Raw genomic sequence first — 25,608 nt, 5'->3', positions numbered from 1 at the left:
TCAGCACCAGGGGGGCCGACGTGGTCGTCACTTCTGGAACCTTGGCGCCCGGCGCTCGATGACGGCACGCAACCCCTCGAGCGCATCGGGGGTGCCGGAGAGTTCGGAGACGGTGCGAGCTTCCTCGGCCAGCCGTTGCTCCACCGATGCACCGACGCCGTTCCACACCAGTCGCTTGCTGGCCGAGAGCGCCTGGGCGGGCAGCTCGACGAGCTGGGCAGCCACCTCGTCGGCACGGGCCAGCAGCGCCTCGTCGGCAGCCACCTCGGTGACGAGTCCGATCTGCATCGCATCCGCGGCGGTCAGCGTCGGGTTGGTCAAGACGATCCGCAGCGCCTGCCGCAACCCGACCAGTTGGGTGAGCGTCACCGACACCCCGCCGTCGGGGGCCATGCCCACCCGGACCGCGCCGGAGAAGAACTTCGCCGATTCGGCCGCGATGACGATGTCGGAGGCGCACACGAGGCCCAATCCCCCACCGCCGGCGGCGAAACCCTGTACCGCGGTGACCACGGGCACCCGCAGCTGGATCAGCGCCGCGGAAGCCAGCTGCAGCCACGCCGTCGCCTCGCGCAGATAGTCGGGCAGACCGGCGCCCTTGGACTCGAATGTGTGAATGTCTCCGCCGGCGCAGAAGTTTCGGCCCTCACCCGTGAGCAGGACGACGCGAACCCTCGGATCTGCATGGCAGGCCAGGATGGCGTCGTGCAGGGACTTGAGCAGCTCGACGTTCAGTCCGTTGGACACTTCGGGACGGTTCAGCCTTAGCCGGGCGACACCTCCATCCACGTCGAGCGCGATGGGTGTGGTGGCACTGAAGGTCGTCACTGTGCTCCTCGTCTGCTGAACGCCGATGCGCCGTTGCGCCCGGCTCCGTGGCTGATGTGACTCACGACCGCGTCGAGTTCGTCGTCCAGTCCGGCAGCGAGCGACTTGTGCACACCGGTGCCGACCAGTCGCTTGATCGCCACCAGGGCACTACGCTCACGACCGGCCATGGTGGTGACGAATCGTTCGGTGGCGCGGTTGAATTCGGCTTGCGGGAAGCTGCGGTAGGCAAGACCCAACCGGACGGCATCGGCACCGGAGAGGCGGTCACCACTGAGCAACAACCCCATGGCCTGCTGAGAACCGACCAGCCGTGGCAATCGTTGGGTGCTGCCGCCACCGGGGATCATGCCGAATCGGACGTGGTTGTCCGCGATCCGCGCGTCGTCGCTGACGAGCACGATGTCGGCGGCCTGCACGAGCTCGAAACCACCGGCCGCCGCGACGCCCTCCACCGCGACCACGACGGGAACCTCGACGTCGGCGATCGCGTCGCAGGCGCCGCGGAAGGCCACGAACAACGTGCGCAGCGCATCGGGACCCTGCTCGCGAAGCCGCTCGACCTCACCGAAGTCTCCTCCTGCACAAAAGTTTCCGCCTGCTCCCCGAATGAGGATGACATTGACCGTTGGGTCATCGCCCAGTCGCCGGATTGCCCGCTGCAGTTCCGTACCCAGTTCGACGTCGATGGCGTTGAGCTGGTCCGGGCGGTCGAGGGTGATGCGACCGATGCCGGCTTCAGCGCGGACCGCTACCGGTGTCATATGTATCGGCCTCCGCCGACCTCGATGACCGTGCCGGTGACGTAGCTCGACAGATCCGAAGCCAGGAAGACGACCGCACCGGCCACCTCCTCCGGTTCCCCGGCGCGCTTCATCGGAACGTTGGCCTCACGCTCGGCGAACACCTCCGGGGGCATGGCCTCGGTCATCGGGGTGCGGATCAAACCGGGTTGCACCGCATTCACCCTGACGTTGTGGTGGGCCAGTTCCTTGGCGGCGGCCTTGGTCAGTCCGACGATGCCGGCCTTGGCGGCGCTGTAGTTGGTCTGGCCGGGATTGCCGGACTTGCCCGACAGGGACGAGATGTTGACGATGCTTCCCGTCTGCGCTTCGCGCATCACCGCCGACGCCTCGCGCACCCCGAGCCACGTGCCGCGCAGATGCACGGTGATGACCGCGTCGAACTGGTCGACCGTCATCTTCTTCAGCGAGGCGTCCCTGGTGATGCCGGCGTTGTTGACGAACACGTCGAGGCGACCGAACTGGCCCACGGTGTCGCGGACGACCGCCTTCATCTGTTCCTCGGACGTGACGTCACACGCCAAACCGAGGCCATCGACCTCGTCGGCGGCAGCCTTGGCCGCGTCACCGTCGAGATCGACCAGGACCACCCGTGCGCCGTGCGCGTGCAGCGTCCTGGCGATCTCCAGGCCGATGCCTCGACCGGCCCCGGTGACGATGGCGACGCGATCGGCAAGCAAGGTTTCTACCATTGGGCTCTGAGCTCCAACCGAGACGGGAGTAAATTCTAATCAATATTAAACTACCGCATCGATCGATTCAACCGCCTCCGACGTGGGCAGATCGCCGGTCAGCCGGCTCGCAGACTTCCACCGGATCGCACCGTCCCAACCCACTGCCGGATTCCGCCCGGCGATCGGCAAGTCCCGCACCTGTGCACGGCACCCGGCGGCGTCTGGGAGTTTTTAGCATGTGTTAAATTGCGGCTTTACCGTCGAGGCTGGGGATTGGCGAAGATGTCGAAGCACCGTCTGGCCGACGACCGCGATGCTCCGAAGGCGGATGATCTGCCACCGCATGTCGCGAGAATCCAGCTGCCCCTGCCGCTTCGGGATCTGCAGGCGGTGAACGTCTACGCCATCCTGGGTGATGACGGGGTCACGCTGGTCGACTCGGGCTGGGCCGACGAGCCAAGTGAGACGGTGCTCGTGGATGCCCTCGGCGACCTCGGCTTCACCCCCTGGGACGTCAAGAGAATCGTCGTCACCCACCATCACTGGGATCACTACTCGCGGGCCATCCAGTGGCAGCGCCAATATGGCACCACAGTCATGATCGGCCACGGAGAGCGGCACTCGATCGAGGCGTTCGACGAGCACGACGTCGTCTATCCCGCGCAGGCACGGCTGCTGGTCGCGGCCGGAGCCGCCGAGCTCGCGCAGATCATCGCCAAGCTGCCTCTCGACGCCGTCGAACGAGACGTTCCGTTCGGCCACCCCGATGCATGGGTCGAAGACGGACAGCACATCGATTGCGGAGGCATCGATCTGGTCGCCCGGTCGACGCCGGGCCACACTCGGGGTCACGTCGTCTACGAAGACCGGGCCGCCGGTCTGACGTTCACCGGTGACCACATCCTGCCCCGGATCACCCCGTCGATCGCCCTGGAGCGGGCGCCCGAGGCGTTTCCGCTGCGGTCCTATCTCGCGTCGCTGCGACTCTTCCTGGGCCTCCCGGACTCCTCGATGCTGCCCTCCCACGGCGATGTCGCCGCCAGTGTCAAGACGCGAGCCAAGGCTCTGCTCGAGCACCACGGCCAGCGCCTCGACCAGGCGCGTGATCTGGTGGCGGCGGGCAGCTCCACCGCCCACGAGGTCGCCCGCCAGATGCGGTGGACCCGGCACGAACGCACCGTCGACGAACTCGGGCCCGTGCACGGTATGACGGCCGTCCTCGAGATGTTGGCGCACCTGGAACTCCTGGTGACGCGCGGAGTGCTACAGCGCGCGCAGTCCTCGACGATCAACCGCTACGTCGTCGCCGCGAACGCGGTCTGACCATTTGGCAACGGCGCACTAGCCAGACTTGACAGGTGTCAAGTATGGTCGTGGCATGCTCGCGCTCGAAGACGTCCTGCCTCACGACGCCCCTACCACGACCACCGACGCCCTGGCGTACTTCGACGCGCTGTCTGCGGTGCAGCCAGAATCCATGATCGGCACCTGGCATGGCACCGAACTGCCGACGGGTCATCCCCTCGACGGTTTGCTGTCGGTCAGCGGCTGGTGGGGCAAGGCCTTCGTGGACGCCGAGACCGTCCATCCGCTGTTGTTCCCCACCTCCGACGGCCGTGCCCTGTGGCCGCTGAACCCCGTGCTCGGCTTCGCCGGGCTCGGCGCGAGCACCAGGATCCCGGCCCTGCGAAACCGCAACCTCGCCGGCGTCATCAGCCGGCTCGCGCCGGTGCTGCGCGCCCGCGGACCCAAGGCCCGCTTGCGTACGACGCGCTACCGGGGCGTGGACAGCGCGACGATGATCTACGACCAACTCCCCATCAACGACGTCTTCCATCGAGTCGATGACGAGACGGTGTTGGGGGCAATGGATCTGCGGGGCATCAGCCGGCCGTACTTCTTCGTCTTGCGCCGCGACGATTCATTGCCCGTCCGGTAGCCGGTCTCCCACCCACCTGGGTCGACCTCGCGCGTTTCAGTGCGGCTCGGCAGGGAAGACGACGGGTAACGAAACTGGACCCGGGACCATCCAAACCCGCCGCGGTTCCGAATCGCTACCTAGCATGAGGTCAACGTCGTCCCGTCCGTCTCCGCAACAGTCCTGGTGGTGCCAATGAACCCGCAGTCCGATCCCGAGCTCGTCGTCCTCCTCGACGACGACGGTCGCAACATCGGCTCGGCGCCCAAGTCAACCGTGCACCACCGTGACACCCCGCTGCACCTGGCCTTCTCCTGCTACCTGTTCGACGATGCGGGCCGAGTCCTGGTGACCCGGCGGGCGTTGGACAAGCGCACCTTCCCGGGGGTTTGGAGCAATTCGTTCTGCGGTCACCCCAGCCCGCACGAATCCGTCGACGACGCCGTCGTGCGCCGCGGCCGACAGGAACTGGGCGTCGAGATCATCGACCTGCAGTGTGCGCTTCCTCGGTTCCGCTACCACGCCGTCGCCTCTGACGGCGTGGTGGAGAACGAGGTCTGCCCGGTGTTCTTCGGTCGCGCCGTCGGGACCGTCGACGCCGACCCGTCCGAGGTGATGGACTCCGCGTGGGTGCCCTGGGACGAGCTGTGCGCGGTGGCGCAATCGGGCTGGGCGATCAGCCCGTGGGCCGTCGAGCAGATCCCGCTTCTGCAAGCCGCAGGCCTCGGACGACGCAGCTAGGACCTCAGCTCGTACAGTCGCTCGGCGTAGGCGAGGTCTTCGCGCCACAGGCGGGTCGCCGATCGTCTCATCAACGGTCTGATCAGCGGGGCCGCGACCAGACCCTTGCCGAAGTTCGGTCGATTCGAATGTGCGATCGTGGCCTCGACGACAGCCGTCCTTGGTAGTCCGTCACGACCCAATCCGATTGGCGTGGCGTGAGTTTCGACGACACTACCCTGACCTTCGCCCTCGATGATGTGCATCACGACCGTGCGGGGACCCGGCGCGGTGAACTCGGCGATGACCGGCACGCCGAGCCGACCCATCCGGAAGGTCACCGCCACCAGGAAGCGGTCCTGGTCCTCGGGCAAGTCCGCGTCTGCCGGTGGCGCGCTCAGCACTTCGAGCTTGGTGAACGAATGCGGGTGAAACCACGCGCCGTGCCAGGGATCCAGCCTGTTGGCCACGACGTCGCACGGCTCGCAGATTCCTTCGAGCCTGGTGACCGCCGCCAGCTGTGGTTGCCCCGGACGCACGGACCCGATGGGGGCATCCGTCGGCGTCTCCCCGCCTGCGGCATCCAACCGGACCCAGCACAGCACGCCGTCGTCGTGGCTCGGGAAGGGTTGCCAGGCGCCGTGGCGCCGAGTCGACAACCGCAGGCCATGCCACGGGCACACCAGCGCCCCGCACTCGACGGGGGCGGTGGCGAGGTCCGCGCCCAGATGGGGACACGCGCGCGGCGCGGTCAGCAGTTGCCCACGGTCACCCCGCCACGCGACGATCGGCACCCCGGCGACCGAGGTACCCACGCTGTCGGTGGTGATCGTCGAGCTCTCCGCGAAGGGATACCAGTTGCCCGTCGGGCGACGCTGGGCCCGCTCGAGGGCGGCTCGAATCACCGCCGGGTTGGCCTGCCCATAGCTGGGCTTCTGGGCGGCCCAATCCTCGCGCGGTAGGACGGTGAACGGCCAGGCCTTGGCCGCTTTGGCCCGGATCTCGGACAACGGGCTCATCAGCGCTCACCCCCGGCGCGCGTTGCCAGCTTGCGCAGCACCGACGACCTTCCATGATTGGGCACGGTGTGCAGTTCATGCCCGCGCAGTCCGAAACCGCCGAGCAATTCGTTGGCCGCGGTCCACCCGGTGGTGGCGGCGCGTTCCATCAGCGCGACGGGCAGATCGATGCGAATCCCGTCGCCGGCCAGCATCACTCGCGGATCGGGGGTGCGGACGGTGGGGCGTCGGGCGAAGTCACCCGGCGCGAAACGCGGACAGTCGCCGCGGCGCACCAGGCGTTCGTCCACGATCTTCGCGTCTGCCGTCTCGGGATACAGCTCGTGCATCCGCGCCACCAGCGCATCACGCACGACGTCGTCGGCCTCGGTCACCGAATAGGCATGCAGTTCCACCACCGAACCTCCCGTACGCGCAGCCCACAGGGCCGCTTCACGCTCGTACCGTTCCAACACGCTGACATTGTCCAACGGAGAACGGCCCCCCGTACCGACGAACGCGGCGCGCTCGTCGAGCACCGGACGGTCGAGCCAGAGCCTCAGCACGACGAAGGGCGACGCGGTGCCTAGGCCGGCGATCCGCTCGCGCCAGGCGGCGTCCCCGAGGCCGGGTGAGCCGGCCACGACGTCCCGCAAGCCGGCGACGTCGGTGGCCAGCACCACGGCGTCCGCCACCAGATCCGCACCCGACCCGCATGCGACCCCGATGTAGGAGCCCATCGTCAAGCCCTCGACCGACGTTCCGGTGTGGAATCGAACACCGTTGCCCTCCAGATACCTTCGCAGCGGATTCCACAGTGCGACGTCGAAGTTGGCGTTCGCGACGTCGAAGATCAGCCCCTCGCTCGAGCCGAGGAAGTAGATGTGGAACATCGTGACGAGTTCGGCCGCCGAGAGATACCGGGGCTTGGCGAAGAAGCTGCGAGCGAATACCTCGAACGCGAGATGCCGCGCCGCTGCGGGGAAGTTGATGTCCTGCAGGAACGACTCGGCGTCCGTGTCGTCGAGGTCGGCGTACGTGCCGGGCACCGACGCGGCGGCCAGCGGCGCGGCGGCCTTGGCGTTGAGCCTGACCAAGTCACGCAGCCGAAAGGTGGGGCTGCGCAATGCGAATGCCAGCGCGTTCAGCGGTGGCGTGCGAGGCAGTCCGCGGAACGTGTCGTGCCGGCCAAGGGCGTCGATCAGAGGATAGTCGTCGACCGGGGTCAGCGCGGACAGGTGCGGGTCTGCACGGCGCAGCAACGCCCTAAGGTTGTAGTACTGACGGAAGAAGGCGTGGAAACCCCGGTTCATCGCCGTCTCGGAGCCGTCGACGAGGGTGTCGGACCAACCGCCAACGCGACCACCGAGGTAATCGCAGGCTTCGACGACGTCGACGCCGACACCCCGCTCGCTCAACCCCGCGGCAGCGGCCAGACCGGCGATGCCACCACCCACGACGACGACCCGCGGGACCCGTTCGAGAGCGCGGGCATCGTCGGCTCCCCCGGTCGGTGGTATCGACGCACGCAGGCGGTCGGGCTGGATGCTCACACGCGCCGTCTTCCGTGGCGCATGCGCGCAGCCCACGCCTTGGCCAGACCCGTTCCGGCGACCGTAAGTCGCCTGACCCGTCCGACGGAGGCGCGGCGGCCGAAGATCTCGAAGTCCACGTCCTCGATCCGGTCCAGAATCTCCGAGTACAGCGTCAACGCGGCGGTGACGCACGGACGAGAGATGGGCTCGAGCAGCTCGATGCCGGGCCACGCCTGGGCATACACCCGACGTGCGATGGCGTGCTGCTCCGCCAGAGCGCGGCGCACGCGTGGTTCGGTCCGCCGGTTGTCCTGACACCAGGTCAGCAGGTCGCGGTCCACGTCGTGGGCGGCGAGTTCGTCGGCCGGCAGGTAGACCCGGCCACGACGCAGGTCCTCGTCGACGTCGCGCAGGAAGTTGGTGAGCTGGAAGGCCTTTCCAAGAGCAGCGGCGTGCGGCGCGGCATCCTCGCGGGGACCCACCGTACCGAGAATCGGAAGCAGTTGCAGCCCAATGACTTCCGCCGAGCCATACATGTAACGCTCCAGCGCGGCACGATTCGGGTAGTCCGAGACGGTCAGATCCATTCGCATCGACGCGAGGAAGTCGTCGAACAGATCCCACTCGATGTCGTAGCGCCGTGCCGTATGCACCACCGCGGTCAACGTCGGGTCGTCGGCACAGGGCTCGTTCGCCCGCAGACTATCGAACAGATGGGTGGAGAACCGTTGGAGCTGCTCGGCACGCTGCTCGTTGCCACGGGTGTCGTCGAACTCGTCGAGGATGTCGTCGGCGCGGCGGGCGAACCCGTAGAGCGCGTGCACGGCGGGTCGCTGACTGGGCGCCAACAACCGTGTCGCCGCATAGAACGTCTTGCCGTCGCGCGCATTGATCTCGCGGCAACGCCGGTATGCCTCCCGCAGCGACGGATCGCGGACACCGGCGGCATCGAGTTCCGATCCGATCATCGCGGCAACACCTCCCGCGCGGGCCGGCTCACCGTGACCCCGGTGATCCGATCCGCGGCGAGCCTGCCGGACATGATCGCGGTGGGCACACCGACCCCCGGCACCGTCGATGAACCAGCCAGGACCACGTTGTCGATACCGCGCACCGTGTTCGCGGGCCGGAACGGCCCGGTCTGGCCGAAGGTGTGCGCAAGGGCGAAGGGGGTGCCGGCCGCCATGCCCTGGCGGCCCCAGTCGGCAGGTGTCACCACGGACAACACCTCCAGGTCGTCACCGAGCGCGGGCAGCCGTTTGGTGACGGTGCCGAGCATCTGCTCGACGTAGGTCGGCCCGGCGGCGTCCCAGTCCACGGTACCCACCTCCGTGTTGGGGGCAGGTGCCAATACGTAGAGCAGGTCGCGGCCAGGCGGCGCGAGGCTGCGATCACCTGCCGTCGGACGGGTCACCAGAAGTGACGGGTCTCCCATCACGCGTCCGTCGTCGATGATGTCGGTGAAGGTCTGCTCCCAAGCATCGCCGAACAGGATGGTGTGATGCCCGACGGCGGCGTCGACGGCCGGGCAACCAACGTGCGCGACGACCGCCGAGGGAGCCGGCCGCAGCCGCAGCGGGCGCCGTGGCGTGCGGCCCAGGAGGCGATAGGTGTCCGGAAGCTCGGTGGTGAGGATGACGGCATCGGTCGGAATGCGGTGGCCCTGTGTCGTGGCCACCGCGGTCACCCGCGATCCGCTCCGGACGAGCTCGGAAACGGTTGCCCCGTAGACGAACTCGACTCCAGCGTCCGATGCGGCGGCAGCCATCGCGTCGGGTAGCGCGCGCATGCCGCCCTTGGGGAAGTAGACGCCCGCGACGGTGTCCATGTAGGCGATGACCGCATAGACGGCCAGCGCGCTCTGCGGTGGGACGCCGGCGTAGAGGGCCTGGAAGGTGAACACCCGCAGCAGCCGCTCGTCACTGAGGAAACGCCGAATCACGTTCTCCCAGCGCCGGAATCCGCCCAAGGCCACCAGCTGCGCAAGCTGTGGGGTCAGCAATGACAACGGCGAGTCGAAGTTGGCTCCGATGAAGCCGTCGAACTCGGTGCGGTAGAGCTTGGTCAACCAGTCCCGCAACCTCAGGTAGGCCTCGGCCTCCTGGCGTCCCGCGAACGCCTCGATCTCGGCGACCATCGCTGCGGGCTCGGTGTGCACCCGCAAGGTCGCCCCATCGGCGAACCTTGCGTTGTAGGCCGGGTGCACCGGCAGCAGTTCGAGGCGGTCGGTCAGCTTCTCCCCGAGCGCGGCGAACGCATCGTCGATGATGTCGGGCATGGTCAGCACGGTGGGCCCGGTATCGAGCCGGTAGCCGGCCACGTCTGCCCGCCCGACCCGGCCACCGGGATCGTCGCCCCGCTCGACGACGGTGACGTTCAGCCCGCGGCCGGCGAGTTGCATCGCCGCCGACAATCCGGACAGTCCGGCGCCCACGACGACGACCCGATCGGTTCTTCCCTTGACGGTGCGCATCACGCGGCCCTTTCGGTACAGACGACGGCCATGTCTCGCAGTGCCGCGTGGGTGTCGTGCGAAATCTCGATTCCGTCCAGGCAGCGCATCGCCCGCGCCAACCGGTCGGCGATGCGTTCCTCGATCCACTGCACCGCTCCGGTGGCGAAGATCAGCGACCGCCAGAGCTCGGCGTCGGCGGGTTCCAGCGTGGGCGCCCGCATCAGGTCGTCGAGTTGCCGGCGGAGACGGGGTTCGGCGAGCCGATGCGCGGCGACGACCACGCTGGTGGCCTTGCGCGCGGTCAGGTCGATGCCGACGGACTTGCCGGTGACCGTCGGCGAACCAGAGATGCCAAGCAGATCGTCGCGCAGCTGGAACGCCTCACCGATGGCAGTGCCATAGCCGCCGAGGGCGTCGATCACCCGTTGTTCGCACCCCGCCATCACCCCTCCGATCTCCAACGGCCGCCGTACGGTGTAGTTACCCGATTTCCGCCTGAGCACGTCGAGCACTTCGTCGAAGGTCGGAAATGTTCCGGAGTCGTTCACCAGGTCCGCGAATTGACCGACGGCCAATTCGATGCGCATTTGGTCGTAGCGAGGCCATGTCCGTGCCAGAGCCCCCTCACCGACGCCGCTCTCCCTCAGCATCTTCGCGGCCCACACCAGGCACAGGTCCCCCAGCAGTGTCGCCGCCGACTCACCGAACCTATCCGACGATCCCCTCAGCCCGCGCTCCCGATGCCACCGGGCGAACGCCACGTGAGCCGATGGCCGACCCCGGCGCATGGCCGCCTCGTCCATCACGTCGTCCTGCAGCAGCGCGAACGCGTGCAGGAGTTCCAGGCTCGCCGAGGCACGAAGCGCTGCTTCGTCCTCCTGCGCCCCGCATGACCAGCCCAGATACATGAAGGTCGAGCGCACGTACTTGCCGCCGTCCAGGAAGCCCGACAACACCTCGCCCGCGACGTCGACCCCGGTGCCCTGCAGGTCCACGACGCACTGCTGGGCGACGCACTCGGTGAGATGCGCGCGAATGGCCGTCCGCACGTCGACCAGCCAGTGCGACGCCGCCCCGACGCGCGGTTGACCTCGGTGCCCCAGGGGACGGCGATGCGTGGTCACGGTCGGCATCCCAGGCGGCATCCCAGGCGGCATGGTCTCCGGTATCGCCATTCACGCTCCTCGGTGCACTCTGTCCAGTCCGTCTCGTCAGGGCACACCTTCCTTCCAGGAAGGTGTCCCAAACTTCCGTCTGTCATTCGGAGCCGAGGTGCCGTTGGTTGGGTTGACGGCGGCGAAGATTCATTCGACCCGCGCTCGAAGTAACGATCGGGCGAGTTGGCGCGATGAATACCACGAAGTTGGTACCTGCCCGAGGGGCTGGCGATCAGCCCTGAACTGGCGTTCGTGCGCCAGGAGAGGCTGCGCTGCCCCTTGGTGCGGGCTCAACGCGTCGTCCCCGCCGACCGAGCACACGAGTTGGCGTACGCGACGCGAACGGGCAGTACGCGCGGATCGCCGGGCCCGGGATGCGGCTCGACCACGATGCCCTCCCGTTCGGTGCCGGGTCCGCGACGTAGACGGATGGGAACTGCACCATGACCACGAGGACCACGAGGACCACGACGGCGACGAGCGCCCCCAACACCACGGAGACGCTCTCGGCCTCGGCGCGATGACGATTCCTCGGCACCTCTCCGACCGCTATGAGCTCGGGGACGTCCTTGGCTTCGGCGGGATGTCGGAGGTCTACCTCGCGCGCGACCTGCGTCTGCACCGCGACGTCGCCGTCAAGGTGTTGCGCGCGGACTGGGCCAGGGACCCCGACTGCTACCTAAGGTTCCGCCGCGAAGCACAGCACGCCGCAGCGCTGAACCACCCCGCCATCGTCGCGGTCTACGACACCGGCACGAAGGACACCGTCAGCGGGCCCCTGCCCTACATCGTCATGGAGTACGTCGACGGCGTCACCCTGCGACACGTGGTGCAACACGACGGACCCATCGTCGCGCACCGCGCCGTCGAAATCGTCGCCGACGTCTGTCAGGCACTGGAATTCAGCCACCAGCACGGCACCATCCACCGGGACGTCAAACCCGCCAACATCATGATCGACACGTCGGGGGCAATCAAGGTGATGGACTTCGGCATCGCCCGCACCCTGACCGACACCGGCCAGCGGCTGACCCAAACGGCGGCCATCCTCGGCACGGCCCACTATCTGTCCCCGGAGCAGGCCCGCGGTGAGAACGTGGACGCCCGCTCCGACGTCTACTCCCTGAGCTGCGTGCTCTACGAGGCACTCACCGGCCAGCCGCCCTTCGAGGGCGACTCCCCCGTCGCCGTCATCTACCAGCACGTGCGCGAGGATCCTCGACCACCGTCGCGATGCCACGGCGACATCTCGCCGGAGTTGGACGCGGTCGTACTGAAGGGGCTGGCGAAGAATCCCGAGAACCGATACCAGAGCGCCGCTCAATTGCGAGCGGACCTGCTTCGGATCATCCGGGGCGAGGTGCCCGAGGCACCCAAGGTGTTCACCGACGCCGAACGCACCGATCTGCTGGCCTCGTCACGGCTCGACTGGCAGACCAAGGGCGCGAGCCGGTCGGTGACGAAGTCCCGTCGCGCGGTGCCGGCGCTTCGATGGTTGTCGGCGGCGGCCCTGGTGGGAGTGCTGGCGTTCGCGGTCACTGCCGCCATGGGCGCCTTCGGCAACGGCAACCGTGCGGTGCGAGTTCCCGACCTTCGCGGACGAAGCCAGCAGGACGCGGTCGCAGCGCTTCAGACCCTGGGTTTCGAGATCCGCGGTCCCATGGTCGAACCCGATGCCGACGTGCCGAGTGGGCACGTCATCGACACCAGCCCCGGAGCCAACACGGCGTTGGCAGGCGGTGACATGATCACGCTGAACGTGTCCTCCGGGCCCGAGCAGGGAGAGGTGCCGGACTGCTCCAACCTGACCGCCGACGACTGCGTACGCAGGCTCACCGACGGCCGGTTCGGACACGTCACCCAGCTGCCGGTCGCCTCGGCGACGGTGCCTCGCAGCATGGTGGTCGCCACCATTCCCTCGGCCGGCCGACCCTGGCCGCTCGAGGCCGACGTCACCGTCGAAGTCAGCACGGGCCCAGAGCGCCGGCGGATCCCGGACGTGTCCGACCAGCCGGCCGATCAAGCCTCACGAAGTCTGTACGCCGCCGGATTCCGGGTGGTCCTGCGGACATCGGTGGACAGCACCCATCCACGCGGTGACGTCATATCGACCGATCCTCCTGCTGGAGTGGACGTTTCGATTCGATCCGCTGTCACGCTGCGGGTGTCCGAGGGCAACCAGATCGTGGTGCCGAACCTGGCGGGGATGACCTACGTCGACGTCGTTCCCTACCTGCAGGGCCTCGGCCACGTGGGGCCACTGCTGAACGGCGGTGACGTGCCAGGAGGCGACGCGGACCGCAACCGCGTCGTGCGTCAGACCCCGCCGGCAGGCACGACCGTCAACCGTGACGGCACCATCGTGCTGGGCTACGGGTCCTGACCGCGATCGCCGAACTCGCCGTCTCGGCCGGCGCCAATGGCGTTGTCCAGCAACATCACAGGTGACCGGGTGCACTCGTTGCGATGTCCGGTGTCGTATCGTACTGTCAACCAAATTGACATGGGGTGGTTTGCCATCGGGACCGGACATCGCCCCGCTGCCCGTCGCAACTCGCCGAAGGGGTCACGGATGCCGCGGTGGTCTTCTCGCCTGCCACCTGGGCACTTCGCGATGCCACCCGTCTCGGGCTGGTCCCGATGAGCGCGAACCACGCCGGCCGCCCCACGCTCACCGATCGCATCGCCGATGCCATCCGTCGCTTCTCGGTGTTGATCGCCTTGTTCTGGCTGGGCCTCGCCGTGGTGACGAACGTGTTCGTCCCGCAGCTGGAGCACGTCGCCGAGGAACACAACGTGTCGCTGAGCCCCCAGGACGCGCCCTCCCTTCAGGCCAGCAAGCGCATCGGCAAGGTGTTTCAGCAATTCGACTCCGATAGCGCGGCGATGATCGTGCTGGAGGGTCAGAAACCCCTCGGCGCCGACGCGCACCACTACTACGACGGTCTGGTCCAAGCCCTCGCCAAGGACACCACCCACGTCGAGCACATCCAGGACTTCTGGGGCGACCCACTGACGGCGGCCGGGTCACAGAGCAACGACGGCAAGGCCGCCTTGCTGCAGGTGTATCTCGCCGGCAATCAGGGCGAGTCGCTGTCCAACCAATCCGTCGACTCCATCCGAAGGATCGTCAACGATTCGACCCCGCCCCCGGGGGTAAAGGCCTACGTCACCGGGGCGGCGCCGCTGGTCACCGACCAATTCGAGGTGGGCAGGCAGGGCACGCTGAAGACGACCCTGATCACCATCGGGGTCATCGCGGTGATGCTGTTCTCCCTGTACCGGCGGTTGACGACGGTGTTCCTCGTCATCTTCACGGTGATGATCGAGTTGACCGCGTCGCGCGGCGTGGTCGCCGTGCTGGCGAATGCCGGGATCATCCAGCTCTCGACGTATTCGACCAATCTGCTGACGTTGCTGGTGATCGCCGCCGGGACGGACTATGCGATCTTCCTGCTTGGCCGCTTCCACGAGGCTCGCCATGTCGGCGAGGATCGTGTGACTGCGTTCGGGACGATGTACCGCGGCACCGCCCACATCATCCTCGGCTCGGGCCTGACGATCGCCGGCGCGGTGTTCTGCCTGACCTTCACCCGACTGCCGTACTTCAACAGCCTTGGCGTTCCCGCGGCGGCCGGCGTGCTCGTCGCGGTGGTGGCTGCGCTGAGCCTCGCTCCGGCGCTGCTGAGCATCGGCCGCCACTTCGGCCTGTTCGAGCCGGCTCGCCCGATGCGCACTAGGGGCTGGCGGCGCATCGGGACCGCGATCGTGCGCTGGCCGGTGCCGATCCTGCTCACCACCATCGGCGTCGCTCTCATCGGCCTGCTGGCCCTGCCCGGATACGAGACCAGCTACGACGCCCGCCCCTACATGCCGGCCACCGCTCCGGCGAACGTGGGTTACGCGGCGGCCGAGCGCCATTTCTCCCAAGCCCGGCTCAACCCGGAACTACTGATGATCGAGACCGATCACGACCTGCGCAATTCCACGGACATGATCCTGCTCGAACGCGTCGCGAAGGCGATCTTCCACACGGACGGCATCGCCCAGGTGCAGTCGATCACCCGGCCGCTGGGAACTCCCCTGGACCACACGTCGATCCCGTTCCAGATCAGCGCGGGTAGTTCGGCGCAGATCAACAACCTGCCCTTCCAGCAGGCCCGCGCTGCCGATCTACTCAAACAGGTCGACGTGATCAACGATGGCATCGACGTACTGCGGCAGCAGTATGCGTTGCAACGACAATCCGGCGCCATCACCGACGAGCAGGCCAAGGCGTTCCAAGACACCGTCGCCACGGCGCAGGACCTGCGCGACAAGATCGCCAACTTCGACGACTTCTTCCGGCCGCTGCGCAGTTACTTCTATTGGGAGCCGCACTGTTTCGACATCCCGGCGTGCGCTGCGCTGCGGTCGATCTTCGATGCGCTCGACGGCATCGACGCGCTGACCGATCAACTCGGTGACGTGGCGGGCAGCATCGCCAAGCTCGACGCGCTGCAACCCAAGCTGCTGGCGCTGATTCCGCCGCAGCTGGCCAATCAGCAGACCAACCGCGACCTGACCATGACGAACTACGCCACCACGGCGGGCATCGACGAGCAGACGCAGGCGGCACTGAACAACGCCACCGCACTCGGTCAGGCCTACGACGCGTCGAAGACCGACGACTCCTTCTACCTGCCGCCGGAGGCATTCACGAACCCGGAGTTCGTCCGCGGGCTCAAGCTGTTCCTCTCACCGGACGGCAAGGCCGCGCAGATGATCATCACCCACGACGGCGATCCCGCGACGCCGGAGGGCATCTCCCACATCGACGGGATCCGGCACGCGGCCCAGGAGGCGGTCAAGGGCACACCGCTGGCCGGGTCGAAGATCTACCTCGCTGGAACGGCCGCCACCTACAAGGACATTCAGGACGGCGCCACCTACGACCTGTTGATCGCCGGCATCGCCGCGCTGACCCTGATCCTGCTCGTCATGATGTTCATCACCAGGAGCATCGTGGCCGCGGTCGTGATCGTAGGCACGGTTGCGCTCTCGCTTGGCGCGTCGTTCGGGCTGTCGGTGCTGATCTGGCAGGACATCCTCGGCGTCGATTTGTACTGGATCGTCCTGGCGTTGGCCGTCATCCTGCTGTTGGCCGTGGGATCGGACTACAACCTGCTGCTGATCTCCCGCTTCCAGGAGGAGATCGGCGCGGGCATGAAGACTGGCATCATCCGCGCGATGGCCGGCTCGGGCGCCGTCGTGACGGCCGCCGGGCTGGTGTTCGCGGCGACCATGGCCTCGTTCGTCTTCGCCGACCTGCGAATCCTGGGGCAGATCGGCACGACGATCGCCCTGGGCCTGTTGTTCGACACGTTGATCGTGCGGTCGTTCATGACACCCGCCATCGCCGCCGTGCTCGGACGCTGGTTCTGGTGGCCACTGAGGGTGCGCAACCGCCCGGTGCCCAAGTCGTTCGCATCCATCGATCGAGGGACGCGGCAACTACCGCTCTGGGAGGACGGGGACTCCGCCGTCACCCCGGAGCGGCCGGCCCCGGCCTAGGCCGTCGCGAGCTCGGCTGCGGTGTCTGGCGTTCGCGAAGCCACCTGCTGCAGTGGGCCCTCGAGCCGCGCCACCCGGCGCAGCTGCGCGGCGATGTTCATCGACGTCAGCATCGGAATGCCCCCGATGAACGTTCGGAACGACGGATCACCACCGTCGCGGTGCAGCATGTAGAGGCAGCCGACGACGTAGAAGAAGCCCGTGGTGAACAGCGCTGCAGGGATCGCGTACGCGAGCGGCGAGCGGGCGTCGGCGACCAACTCCGCCGCGTACTCCACCTCTGCGTCCGACATCGGTTCGCGCTTGCGCAGCTTGGCGAGCACTGCCTTGTGCGCACCCACCACCTCGCCCAGCGGGGCCGGGGTGCGGCGTTCCAGGCGCGTGAGGTAGACGAATACGCAAGCGGCGAAGAACAATTCCATCACCGCGGCGAGTGCAGTGAGGAATCCCCACGGTGCAAGATTGACGAGTTTCACCTGGCCGCTCCCTCGTTCTGCTCGACTACCGGAGACGGTACCGCACGTCGAAGTCGGCATGGCCTGACGATTCCCCGGAAGCGCCTCGCCGGATACCCGGTTGCGGCATCATCGGTGCGCAGCCGATCGTCAGTCAACGCACGCCTGGGGGGGTTCGTGGGTACGTCCGAGTCGCGGGATCAGGCCGACGTCGAGCAGTTCGCGGACGCGCTCATGGATGCCATCGAAGACGACATCGGCGGTGACGCCGCCCCCGACGTCCTGCGGAGTGCGGCGTTCGCCTTTCGCAAGCTGGGCATCGAATTCGTACGTCGCTACAACCGCCTCGAGATCATGGCGCAGCAGGGCTCCCTGACCGAGCCCGTGCTGTTCGTCGCCAACCACGGCTTCGGTGGCATCTTCGACCTGAACGTCTTCGCGGTGGGGGCCGCCCTGGACCACCTGCAGCTCGACCGGCCGGTGACCATCCTGACCCACCAGCTGGCCTGGACACTGGGTGTCGGTCCCCTCATCGAGCCCCTCGGAGCGCGACCGGCCAGTCGGCAGTCCGCCGAGGAGGCCTTCGCGAGAGGCGAGCACGTCGCGGTGTTCCCGGGGGGTGACGTCGATGCCGCGAAGTCGTGGGAGGACCGCAACCGCATCGTGTTCGGCGGTCGCGTCGGCTTCGCCCGCCTGGCCATCGACAACGGCGTACCCGTCGTGCCGATGGTCACCGCCGGCGCGGGAGAGTCGCTCTTCGTCGTCTCCAGCGGAGAACGCCTGGCCCGCGCGCTTCGTCTGGACAAGCTGCTGCGGGTCAAGGCAGCGCCGATCAGCGTGTCGCTGCCGTGGGGACTCAGCGTCGGTGCCGTCGGCATGCTGCCCTACCTGCCGCTGCCCTCCAAGCTGGTGACCCGTGTCCTGGCACCCCTGCGCGCAGCCGACGGTGAAGATGCCGCCCACTTCGCCGACCGTGTCCACGACGCCATGCAACGAACGCTCGACGCGATGACGGCCGACCGCACCCCACTGCTCGGGTAACCCCCGCGCCGTTCAGCAACCGCGTGCGCGCCGCGGCGACACGTCCTGAGCTCCCACCGACGACGCCAAGGGCGTTAAGCAGACAACCCAGCTCACAACTGGCGCGACGCGGATGGGCAGGTAGTCTCGGAGGCCGTTGGCCGAGTCGTCGGCCGTGGATTTCGTGGGGCGGGATCGGGTGCAGGATGGCACGGACGGCGGCGTGCGATACGAGTCGCGCATGCATACCGCCCTGCCACCGCCCGGCGATCCGGATCCGTCCCTGGTCCCCGATCTGACCGCGGATCTGCCGGTGCTCCAGGCCATGCTCATCATCTCCGGCGCCGTCTCCCGCGCGGCGTTCTTCGACGAGGTCCTCGAAGTCATCGCCGAGCAGGCGCTGATCGCCCTCGATGCGTCATCGCTGACCATCAGTCGGTGGGAACGAGACAACGGCGTCTTGCGCGCCTTGATCAACGTCGGCGAACTCGCTGCGGGACAGCATCGCTGGCCACAGGATGAGTGTTACCCGGTGGCAGACGACCCCACGGTCACCGAACTGCTTCAGCACGGGCGCTCCTACGCCAACGCCATCGATGACGAGAACGCCCCGGCTCGATGCCGGGACCTGCTGCGCGCGTGGAACAGGGAGAGCGAAGTCGCCGCGCCCGTGATGTGCGGTAACGCGATGTGGGGTGAGATCTGGGCCAGCGGGACGAATGGCCGTCGGTTCGACCGCGGCGACGCGCAGCTGCTGCAGGCCATCGCCGCGCACACCGCCGTCGCCATCGGTCGCTCCGAATTGTTGAGCACGGTGTGGAAGTATGCGTTCTGCGATCCGTTGACCGGCGTCGCCAACCGACGTGCCATCGATCAGCACTTCGCCGAGATCGATTGGACCGGAACCAAATTGGTGGCGCTGGTGTGCGACCTCGACGGGTTCAAACACTACAACGACCACGCCGGTCACCCAGCGGGAGATGAACTCCTGCGCCACGTCGCCGAGGTGTTGCAGCGCCAGGCCGAGATGGTCGACGGTGCCATCGCCGCCAGGTTGGGCGGTGACGAATTCTGCGTGTTGCTGCCCGACTCGACCCTGGCCGCCGCGCAGGACTTCGCCGATCATGCGACCCGAACGATGCGAAACGCATTGCAGCCCATGGTCAGTGTCTGTTGGGGAGCCGCCGCCGCGGGTCCCGATACCACGAACGGACGCGATCTCCTGACAGCCGCCGACGCGGCGCTGCTCGAGTCCAAGCGTCAAGGCCCGGCGCGCTTCAGCACGACGGCCTACACCCGTCCGGTCGTCGGTGGTCTCGATCGGCGTGGACTTCACCCGCAGGCTCACCGCGGCACCGATCGTCTCGCCGCGGTGATGGTGCAACTCCTTCGGGAGAACGCGCCGCTGTCCGACGTCGACGCCCTGGAGCTCCTGGCCACGCAGGTTCAGGCGGCCATCGGTTCGGCGGGCTGGGCGATCTCCGTAGTCACCGACGACGGCACGGGCGTCCATACGCCGCGCAAGATGGACAGCGTGAAGACGCCCGAATCCGGTCTCACCGTGTTGACCGATCTCGGCCTGTACGGCGCCCAGCTCGCCGACTACCCGGCCACGGCACGCGCGCTGGAGGACGGCTCGACCTTCCTCGCCGCCCTCGATCTGGAAGGATCGGAGCCCACCGAGACCGCGCTGCTGGCTGACCTCGGCTACCGGGCGGTTCTCGGCGTGGGAATCCACGCCCCCACCCACCGGTATCTGCTGGAGATCTACTCCCACGAGGGGTACCGCCACCTCGAACCGATTGGCCCACTGCTGCAGGTACTTTCGACCTACTGCGTATACGGTCCATCGGCCGGTTGAGCGCGCTCGACGCAGCACGTCTCCCTGCCCGCAGTGCATTGTCTGCGGGCAGGTGACGTCGATCGGACTAGGGCGAGGCCGTCAGACCGCCGCGACGGACGAGGCCTTCTTCTGGATCAGGTCGAGCGCCTGCAGGAGATACGTGCGGAACACGGGGTGATTCTCACTCATCGGGAAGTGGCCGATGTCCTTCATCTCGATGAACTCCCCACCCTTGATTCGCTTGGCGGTTCGTGCGCTGTCCTCGGGGGTCGTCAGGTAGTCGTAGTCACCGGTCAGCATCACCACCGGGCACTGGTCACCGTCGATGTCACCGAGGCGCTCCCGCAGGTCGTGGTCGACGGAGTAGAAGTACAGGTCGCCCTTGAACGACTCGGAACCCTGGCTGTAGTAGAACCACGTCTTCCAGCGATCCGCCTCCGGCGACTGCGGAGCCATCAGATCCCACACGCCACTGGCGCACACCTGCGCGGCATTGGCATGCGGATGCTGCCACCAGTCGAGGTAGAACCCTGGTGAGTAATCGGCGCCTTCGACGGGAATTACGCCGGCGAATCGATCCGGCCGGCGCAGGGCCAACTGGAGGGCGATGTTGCCGCCGAACGACGAGCCCATGAAGATCGGGTTCTCCAACTCCAGCGCATCCACCAACGCCACGATGAAGTTCGCGTAGTGGTCGGCCGAAAGTTGGTACTCCTCGGTCCACCACTGCGTGTTCTCCGGCGGATCGGACTTGCCGTGCCGCGGCAGGTCGTAGGCGATGACGCGGTAGTCCTTGGTGATCTCCTCGTCTTCGAGGAGACCGCGCCACTGGTGGTTGTGACATCCGGCGGTGTGCTGGCAGACCAACGGTTGGCCCTGCCCGTTCTCCAGGTAGAAGACCTTGTAGAGGAGGCCGTCGACGTCGACGTCGACGTAGTGCCCGGTGACGGGAGAGATCTTGCTCATGGTTCGTCCTTCGATCGGAGTTGGAAGTCGTTGGTGGATGGGAGATCTAGACGGGTACGCCGACGGCGCGCAGCAGTTCGAACTGGCGGGTGAAGCACCTCAGGTTCTGCATCAGCACCAGGATGTCGCCCTCGAGCTTCAGGTCGCGCTGAAAGCTCGCCGACCAGATGCCGTGGTACATCGGCGCTGGAACGGGCACTCCGAAGTTGCGCCAGGTGTCGGCGCTGGCGCGCAGCGCGAACTCATAGGCCACGTCCAGGGGGCCGGGGTCGATGGCGACGTTGACGACCTTGCCCCGGCTGACCTCGACGACGAACGTCCGATCGGCCATGTCGAGCAGGTAGGAACACGTGAAGTACTTCCCATGTGCCTGGATTTCGGGGTCTTCGTTGCTGACGCGGGTGAACGCGTCGGCCCAATCGGCGGGAGTCGTCGCCGACGTCGTGACAGTCATGGTGGGGTCCTTTGCGGGTGATCGACGGAGGCAGGATTCGTGCATCCATGCAGACCGGCTTCAGCGAACCGCCCTGCATGACGGCAATCACACTCGCGAGGTGCTGTGACGTCCAATACCCATTGGCAACCGACCGATAGGCAAGAACTAATGGTGGTCTGCGGGCCACTCAACTACCGTTGACCCGTGCTTCCCTCCTTGGACCTGCGACTTCTGACGTACTTCGTCGCCGTCGCCGAGGAACTGCACTTCGGTCACGCCGCGGCACGGTTGCACATCGCGCAGCCATCGCTGAGCGTTCAGATCCGAAAACTCGAGCACTCGCTGAACACTCCCCTGTTCGTCAGGACGAGTCGTCACGTCGAGCTGACACCGGCCGGTGAACTGCTCCTGGACGGCAGCAGACGACTTCTCACCGAGGCCGAACGGCTGGCCTGGCAGATCCAGGACGCCGGACGCGGGGGGTCGGAGCGCCGACTGGTCGTCGGATTCCAGGCCAACGCCGCAGCAGAGTTGACACCGAGAATCCTCAACGCGTTCCACGACCTGCATCCACAGGTCGACGTCGAGATGCGCTCGCACGACTTCAGCGATCCCTACGTCGGACTCGCCGACGGTTCGGTCGACGTCGCCTTCCTGCGCCCGCCGGTCCTCGTTCAGGACTGGCTGGGTATCGACACGCTCTTCGTGGAACCGCGCGTCCTGGTGGTCTCGGCGACGTCCCCGTTGGCCGGCCTCGACGAGGTCAGCGTCGAACAACTTCTCGATCAGCCCTTCGTCGCCCGCAAGTCCCCCGAGACCTGGCGGACGTTCTGGCTGGCCGCCGACCACCGCCAGGGCGCGCCCGTCCACCTCGGCGCCGAGGTGTCGACCGTCGACGAATGCTTCGAGGCCATCCTCTCCGAGCGCGGCGTGGCGTTCTCCCAGGCCTCGACCCGGCGCTTCTACGACCGCCCGGGGCTGGCGTTCGTTCCGGTCAGCGACATTCCTCCCACCATGCTGTCGATCGCGTGGCGCACCGACGTCGACTCCCCTGTCGTGAACGACTTCGTGGAGACCGCCAAAGCCGTTGCCTCACTAAGCCATATCCCAGATGCGTGGGTTCCGAGACGGTTTGCCACGAACGCGGCCGCTCCTGTGGAGGCCGACGTATGGGCGCCGGCGGCGCCGCTTCGACGGGTCCAGTAGCGTCGGCGACCGGCTCGCGTGACGGCCGTGGCAGCGCCTGCGCTCAGCGGACCACCTCGAACACCGCGGCCAGTCCTTGCCCGCCGCCGATGCACATGGTCTCCAGGACGAAGCGGGCCTCGCGGCGACGCGCCTCGTAGGCCGCGGTGGCGAGGATGCGGGCACCCGTCGCACCGATGGGATGGCCGAGCGAGATGCCAGATCCGTTCGGGTTCAACCGCTCATCGAGTGGATCGATCTTCCACTCGGACAGCACGGCCAGCACCTGCGCCGCGAAGGCCTCGTTGAGTTCGATCAGATCGATGTCACCGAGCGTCAGTTTCGCTCGCTGCAGGGCTGCCGCGCTGGCGCCAACCGGGCCGATGCCCATCGTCTCGGGCGCACAGCCGGTGACCGCCCACGACCGCAGCGCTAGCATCGGGGTCAGACCACGCGCGTCGGCCTCGGCGCGGGTCGTGACGACACACATAGCCGCACCGTCGTTCTGGCCCGAGGCATTGCCCGCCGTCACGGTGGATTCCTCGTCGACCTCGAGGCGAATGGGACGCAGCGCGGTCAGCTTCTCGACGGTGATGTCCGGGCGGGGGTGCTCGTCGCGGTCGACGACGATGTCGGGTTTACCACGCCGACCCGGCACGGTGACCGAGACGAGCTCGTCGGCGAACCGACCCTCGTCGTGAGCAGCCACGGCGCGCTGGTGCGACCGGACGGACAACTCGTCCTGCTCGGCGCGGGTGATGCGGTATTCACGACGCAGGTTCTCCGCGGTCTCGATCATCCCACCCGCAATGGGATGCGTTGATCCACCGGCTGTTTCACGTGCTCGATCGAGGCGGTCGAGCAGGGCTATTCCGCCCTGGCGCACACCGGTCCGCAGACCGAGGGCGTAGTGCTCGACGTTGGACATCGATTCGGCGCCACCGGCCACGACGACGTTGGCGGCACCGGTGGCGATCTGGCCCGCCGCATGGAGCACTGCCTGCAGTCCAGATCCGCAGCGCCGATCGATCTGCAGGCCGGGCACCCGGGTCCCGAGGCCCGCGTCGAGGGCTGCGATGCGGCCGATCGCGGGTGCCTCACCGTTGGCATAGCCGTTGCCCAGGATGACGTCGTCGACGTCAGCCTCACCGAGGCCGGTGCGCTGGATCAGTTCCCGCAAGGTGAGGGTGGCCAAGTCGGTCGCGGTGAGCGAGGCCAGGACCCCGCCCATTCGACCCACCGGCGTACGTACTGGGTTGCAGATCACCACGTCGGACATGTCTAGACGGTATGGGCGCCGGTCGATATTCTGAAATACTCATTTCGATTCCATTGAGAGTCTGCGGGTCCCAATCATCGAGCTACGTCATCTGCGGTACTTTCGGGCCGTCGCCGAGGAACTGCACTTCGGCCGCGCAGCGGAACGCCTGCACATCGCGCAACCCCCACTGTCGCAACAGATTCGACAGCTCGAGCGCGAACTCGACGTCGCGTTGTTCACCAGGAGCACCCGCCGGGTCGAGCTCACGCCCGCGGGAACCGCGTATCTCAAGCGTGCGATCGCCATCTTGGATGCGGCCGACGACGCCGCACAGCAGGCGCGGCGGATCGCGGCGGGCACCGAGGGACACCTGTCCATCGGGTGCGTGGGCTCGGCGACCTACTCGGTGTTGCCGCAGCTGGTGCGCGCACTGCGGGAGGAATTGCCGCTCGTCGAGATCGGCATCCGGGGCGAAATGCTCGCACCGGCGCAACTCGACGCCCTGCGGGCCGGTGAGATCGACATCGCCCTGCTGCGTCCGCCCGTCGACGACGTCTCGATCCGATCGGAGACGTTGCGCCGCGACCGGTTGATCGTGGCCGTGCCGTCGGGTCATCGCCTCGTCGAACGCGATGCAATGACCGTCGGCGACCTGCGCGACGAGGACTTCATCGCCCACACGGGCCGGGGACGCTCGGTGATGGGCGATCTGCTGGCCGCCGTGTGCGCCGACGCCGGGTTCGCGCCGCGCGTGCGCCACGAAGTCTCCGAGACGTCGACCCTGGTCACCCTCGTCGCCGCCGGTCTCGGGGTGGCGGTGGTACCCGCACCCACCGCCGATCTCGACGTCGTGGGGGTGACCTACCGCCCGCTCGAGCCGTCGTCGTTGGGCATCGACTTGGTGGCGGCCCGGCTCGTCGGCGCCCAGTCCCCAACCGTCGAACGCGCACTCGAGGTGCTGCGCAAGATCACGGGATAGTCGGCGCGGGCGACGTGACCACCGGCGGCGCGACGAGCGGACCGAACCGTGAACGAAGAAGTGGTCGGATCAGAGCTGACCAAGCGGCCGGCACACGTTGGACAACGCGTTCCAATACTGACCGGGCGCACAGTCTTCCGCCGGCCTCGGCGTCTGGCAGGTGTTGGTGATGGGATCCCAGAACTGCCCATTCACACAGTTGAGGGGGTCCGCCGAACCGGTGCCTGCGCTGAGCATGGAGAAGGCGACGACGGGCGCGACGACGATCGCCGAACGGCTTAGGAGATTTCGCATGCTTGCATTTAGCCGGCGCCGCGGATGGTCAAACGCCATCGACATCCGTCGACCCTTGGATCTCGTTCGCAATCAGTGGGCATGCAGCGGTGCAGAGAATGACTTTCTCAGCGACCGGGTCGCAAAGATCGGCAGTAGGGCGGCAAGGACCTTGCGTCTGATTCCCCGCGGACTTCGGGTGAGCTCGATGTCGATGCGCGTGCCTTCGGCCACCGGTTCGAACTGAAACGTCCATCCGCCACCGGGCCCGAATACCTTCGAGTCATGGGTGGTGAGTGTGACGCGGCCGACTCCGGGATCCCAGTCGTAGCGAGCGCGCTCCCACGCCGAAGCGGTCCCCTCGGTGACTTCCGCCCAGGTGTCGCCTATGGCGTGGACCTGGAAGTGTGCGGCGTCGATGGTCGGCCACCGTCTGGGACGCGACGGTCCGAAGTCGGTGAGCACCGCCATCAGTTCCGGTGGCGTGAGCGTTGAGGTCATGTTCAAGCGGATGAGTGGCATGGCGAAAGCCTTTCGTTGATGGTGCGG

At 67.2% G+C, this 25,608-nt stretch carries 23 protein-coding genes; 9 read left to right on the top strand and 14 right to left on the bottom strand.

Annotated elements, in window-relative coordinates:
* Window positions 1-27 precede the first annotated feature (27 nt).
* Genes SBI80_RS04865 through fabG form a run of 3 tightly spaced genes read right to left on the bottom strand, consistent with a single transcriptional unit; the run spans window position 28 to window position 2,323 of the window.
* Window positions 28-828 carry an enoyl-CoA hydratase/isomerase family protein gene (locus tag SBI80_RS04865; RefSeq protein ID WP_318973264.1) on the bottom strand — a complete coding sequence of 267 codons (801 nt, stop codon included), beginning with the start codon at window positions 826-828 and terminating at the stop codon, window positions 28-30.
* A complete protein-coding gene (locus tag SBI80_RS04860; RefSeq protein ID WP_318973263.1) occupies window positions 825-1,592 on the bottom strand; it encodes an enoyl-CoA hydratase/isomerase family protein in 768 nt (255 codons plus the stop codon). The genes SBI80_RS04865 and SBI80_RS04860 overlap by 4 nt, the downstream gene beginning before the upstream one ends.
* The gene (gene fabG, locus SBI80_RS04855; protein ID WP_318973262.1) at window positions 1,589-2,323 is read right to left on the bottom strand and encodes a 3-oxoacyl-ACP reductase FabG; all 735 of its coding nucleotides are present in this window, start codon (window positions 2,321-2,323) and stop codon (window positions 1,589-1,591) included. The genes SBI80_RS04860 and fabG overlap by 4 nt, the downstream gene beginning before the upstream one ends.
* Window positions 2,324-2,587: 264 nt before the next feature.
* Between fabG and SBI80_RS04850 the strand changes: the two genes are divergently transcribed.
* The 3 genes from SBI80_RS04850 (at window position 2,588) to idi (ending at window position 4,964) form a co-directional block, all read left to right on the top strand.
* Complete coding sequence (locus SBI80_RS04850; RefSeq protein WP_318973261.1) at window positions 2,588-3,628, top strand: MBL fold metallo-hydrolase; 1,041 nt, start codon at window positions 2,588-2,590, stop codon at window positions 3,626-3,628.
* Between the two features lie 55 nt (window positions 3,629-3,683).
* On the top strand, window positions 3,684-4,244 hold the full coding sequence (locus SBI80_RS04845; protein WP_318973260.1) for a DUF4334 domain-containing protein: 561 nt from the start codon (window positions 3,684-3,686) through the stop codon (window positions 4,242-4,244).
* A 174-nt stretch (window positions 4,245-4,418) separates the two neighbouring features.
* Window positions 4,419-4,964 carry an isopentenyl-diphosphate Delta-isomerase gene (gene idi / locus SBI80_RS04840; protein WP_318973693.1) on the top strand — a complete coding sequence of 182 codons (546 nt, stop codon included), beginning with the start codon at window positions 4,419-4,421 and terminating at the stop codon, window positions 4,962-4,964.
* On the opposite strand, the gene SBI80_RS04835 is transcribed toward idi, so the two are convergent.
* Genes SBI80_RS04835 through SBI80_RS04815 form a run of 5 tightly spaced genes read right to left on the bottom strand, consistent with a single transcriptional unit; the run spans window position 4,961 to window position 11,064 of the window.
* Window positions 4,961-5,962 carry a DUF5914 domain-containing protein gene (locus SBI80_RS04835; protein WP_318973259.1) on the bottom strand — a complete coding sequence of 334 codons (1,002 nt, stop codon included), beginning with the start codon at window positions 5,960-5,962 and terminating at the stop codon, window positions 4,961-4,963. The two genes, idi and SBI80_RS04835, sit on opposite strands and share 4 nt — an antisense overlap.
* Window positions 5,962-7,494, bottom strand: a complete 1,533-nt coding sequence (locus tag SBI80_RS04830) for an FAD-dependent oxidoreductase (protein WP_413232630.1) — start codon at window positions 7,492-7,494, stop codon at window positions 5,962-5,964. Before SBI80_RS04830 ends, SBI80_RS04835 begins: the two co-directional genes overlap by 1 nt.
* Window positions 7,491-8,444 (bottom strand): phytoene/squalene synthase family protein, encoded by a 954-nt coding sequence (locus SBI80_RS04825; protein ID WP_318973258.1) that lies wholly within the window; start codon window positions 8,442-8,444, stop codon window positions 7,491-7,493. The genes SBI80_RS04830 and SBI80_RS04825 overlap by 4 nt, the downstream gene beginning before the upstream one ends.
* The gene (gene crtI, locus SBI80_RS04820) at window positions 8,441-9,949 is read right to left on the bottom strand and encodes a phytoene desaturase family protein (protein WP_318973257.1); all 1,509 of its coding nucleotides are present in this window, start codon (window positions 9,947-9,949) and stop codon (window positions 8,441-8,443) included. Before crtI ends, SBI80_RS04825 begins: the two co-directional genes overlap by 4 nt.
* Entirely contained in the window at window positions 9,949-11,064 is a 1,116-nt protein-coding gene (locus SBI80_RS04815) for a polyprenyl synthetase family protein (protein ID WP_413232661.1), read from the bottom strand. The genes crtI and SBI80_RS04815 overlap by 1 nt, the downstream gene beginning before the upstream one ends.
* Before the next feature lie 544 nt (window positions 11,065-11,608).
* On the opposite strand from SBI80_RS04815, the gene pknB reads away from it, so the two are divergent.
* Both pknB and SBI80_RS04805 read left to right on the top strand, forming a co-directional pair.
* Entirely contained in the window at window positions 11,609-13,471 is a 1,863-nt protein-coding gene (gene pknB / locus SBI80_RS04810) for a Stk1 family PASTA domain-containing Ser/Thr kinase (RefSeq protein ID WP_318973256.1), read from the top strand.
* Window positions 13,472-13,728: 257 nt separating this feature from the next.
* Window positions 13,729-16,641 (top strand): MMPL/RND family transporter, encoded by a 2,913-nt coding sequence (locus SBI80_RS04805; protein WP_318973688.1) that lies wholly within the window; start codon window positions 13,729-13,731, stop codon window positions 16,639-16,641.
* On the opposite strand, the gene SBI80_RS04800 is transcribed toward SBI80_RS04805, so the two are convergent.
* A complete protein-coding gene (locus SBI80_RS04800) occupies window positions 16,638-17,063 on the bottom strand; it encodes a hypothetical protein (RefSeq protein WP_318973687.1) in 426 nt (141 codons plus the stop codon). The genes SBI80_RS04805 and SBI80_RS04800 overlap by 4 nt on opposite strands.
* A gap of 210 nt (window positions 17,064-17,273) precedes the next feature.
* Here SBI80_RS04800 and SBI80_RS04795 point away from each other — a divergent pair, with 210 nt between their 5' ends.
* On the top strand, window positions 17,274-18,137 hold the full coding sequence (locus tag SBI80_RS04795) for a lysophospholipid acyltransferase family protein (RefSeq protein WP_318973255.1): 864 nt from the start codon (window positions 17,274-17,276) through the stop codon (window positions 18,135-18,137).
* A gap of 220 nt (window positions 18,138-18,357) precedes the next feature.
* A complete protein-coding gene (locus SBI80_RS04790; protein WP_318973254.1) occupies window positions 18,358-19,977 on the top strand; it encodes a GGDEF domain-containing protein in 1,620 nt (539 codons plus the stop codon).
* 81 nt (window positions 19,978-20,058) lie between these two features.
* On the opposite strand, the gene SBI80_RS04785 is transcribed toward SBI80_RS04790, so the two are convergent.
* Together SBI80_RS04785 and SBI80_RS04780 are read right to left on the bottom strand one after the other, a co-directional pair.
* Complete coding sequence (locus SBI80_RS04785; protein ID WP_318973253.1) at window positions 20,059-20,925, bottom strand: alpha/beta fold hydrolase; 867 nt, start codon at window positions 20,923-20,925, stop codon at window positions 20,059-20,061.
* A 46-nt stretch (window positions 20,926-20,971) separates the two neighbouring features.
* Window positions 20,972-21,379 (bottom strand): hypothetical protein, encoded by a 408-nt coding sequence (locus tag SBI80_RS04780; protein WP_318973252.1) that lies wholly within the window; start codon window positions 21,377-21,379, stop codon window positions 20,972-20,974.
* A gap of 186 nt (window positions 21,380-21,565) precedes the next feature.
* Here SBI80_RS04780 and SBI80_RS04775 point away from each other — a divergent pair, with 186 nt between their 5' ends.
* The gene (locus SBI80_RS04775) at window positions 21,566-22,567 is read left to right on the top strand and encodes a LysR family transcriptional regulator (protein WP_318973251.1); all 1,002 of its coding nucleotides are present in this window, start codon (window positions 21,566-21,568) and stop codon (window positions 22,565-22,567) included.
* Window positions 22,568-22,610: 43 nt separating this feature from the next.
* Here SBI80_RS04775 and SBI80_RS04770 read toward each other — a convergent pair whose 3' ends face one another.
* Entirely contained in the window at window positions 22,611-23,825 is a 1,215-nt protein-coding gene (locus SBI80_RS04770; RefSeq protein ID WP_318973250.1) for an acetyl-CoA C-acetyltransferase, read from the bottom strand.
* Window positions 23,826-23,901: 76 nt separating this feature from the next.
* Between SBI80_RS04770 and SBI80_RS04765 the strand changes: the two genes are divergently transcribed.
* Window positions 23,902-24,786, top strand: coding sequence for a LysR family transcriptional regulator (locus SBI80_RS04765; protein WP_318973686.1), 885 nt, complete (start codon window positions 23,902-23,904; stop codon window positions 24,784-24,786).
* Between the two features lie 69 nt (window positions 24,787-24,855).
* Here SBI80_RS04765 and SBI80_RS04760 read toward each other — a convergent pair whose 3' ends face one another.
* Window positions 24,856-25,125, bottom strand: coding sequence for a hypothetical protein (locus SBI80_RS04760; protein WP_318973249.1), 270 nt, complete (start codon window positions 25,123-25,125; stop codon window positions 24,856-24,858).
* Window positions 25,126-25,152: 27 nt separating this feature from the next.
* The gene (locus tag SBI80_RS04755) at window positions 25,153-25,581 is read right to left on the bottom strand and encodes a hypothetical protein (protein ID WP_318973248.1); all 429 of its coding nucleotides are present in this window, start codon (window positions 25,579-25,581) and stop codon (window positions 25,153-25,155) included.
* Window positions 25,582-25,608: the final 27 nt, after the last annotated feature.

It is taken from the genome of Mycolicibacterium sichuanense (genome assembly GCF_033741125.1).
Lineage (GTDB): Bacteria > Actinomycetota > Actinomycetes > Mycobacteriales > Mycobacteriaceae > Mycobacterium.
This window is presented reverse-complemented; position numbering and strand designations above follow the sequence as displayed.

Coding starts and splice junctions, on each gene's coding strand:
- SBI80_RS04815 (WP_413232661.1), bottom strand. CDS start 11,064: ATGCCGACCGTGACCACGCATCGCCGTCCCCTGGGGCACCGAGGTCAA.
- SBI80_RS04805 (WP_318973688.1), top strand. CDS start 13,729: ATGAGCGCGAACCACGCCGGCCGCCCCACGCTCACCGATCGCATCGCC.
- pknB (WP_318973256.1), top strand. CDS start 11,609: ATGACGATTCCTCGGCACCTCTCCGACCGCTATGAGCTCGGGGACGTC.
- SBI80_RS04800 (WP_318973687.1), bottom strand. CDS start 17,063: ATGGAATTGTTCTTCGCCGCTTGCGTATTCGTCTACCTCACGCGCCTG.
- SBI80_RS04790 (WP_318973254.1), top strand. CDS start 18,358: ATGCATACCGCCCTGCCACCGCCCGGCGATCCGGATCCGTCCCTGGTC.
- idi (WP_318973693.1), top strand. CDS start 4,419: ATGAACCCGCAGTCCGATCCCGAGCTCGTCGTCCTCCTCGACGACGAC.
- SBI80_RS04850 (WP_318973261.1), top strand. CDS start 2,588: ATGTCGAAGCACCGTCTGGCCGACGACCGCGATGCTCCGAAGGCGGAT.
- SBI80_RS04785 (WP_318973253.1), bottom strand. CDS start 20,925: ATGAGCAAGATCTCTCCCGTCACCGGGCACTACGTCGACGTCGACGTC.
- SBI80_RS04755 (WP_318973248.1), bottom strand. CDS start 25,581: ATGCCACTCATCCGCTTGAACATGACCTCAACGCTCACGCCACCGGAA.
- SBI80_RS04770 (WP_318973250.1), bottom strand. CDS start 23,825: ATGTCCGACGTGGTGATCTGCAACCCAGTACGTACGCCGGTGGGTCGA.
- crtI (WP_318973257.1), bottom strand. CDS start 9,949: ATGCGCACCGTCAAGGGAAGAACCGATCGGGTCGTCGTCGTGGGCGCC.
- SBI80_RS04835 (WP_318973259.1), bottom strand. CDS start 5,962: ATGAGCCCGTTGTCCGAGATCCGGGCCAAAGCGGCCAAGGCCTGGCCG.
- SBI80_RS04845 (WP_318973260.1), top strand. CDS start 3,684: ATGCTCGCGCTCGAAGACGTCCTGCCTCACGACGCCCCTACCACGACC.
- SBI80_RS04860 (WP_318973263.1), bottom strand. CDS start 1,592: ATGACACCGGTAGCGGTCCGCGCTGAAGCCGGCATCGGTCGCATCACC.
- SBI80_RS04825 (WP_318973258.1), bottom strand. CDS start 8,444: ATGATCGGATCGGAACTCGATGCCGCCGGTGTCCGCGATCCGTCGCTG.
- SBI80_RS04760 (WP_318973249.1), bottom strand. CDS start 25,125: ATGTCGATGGCGTTTGACCATCCGCGGCGCCGGCTAAATGCAAGCATG.
- SBI80_RS04780 (WP_318973252.1), bottom strand. CDS start 21,379: ATGACTGTCACGACGTCGGCGACGACTCCCGCCGATTGGGCCGACGCG.
- fabG (WP_318973262.1), bottom strand. CDS start 2,323: ATGGTAGAAACCTTGCTTGCCGATCGCGTCGCCATCGTCACCGGGGCC.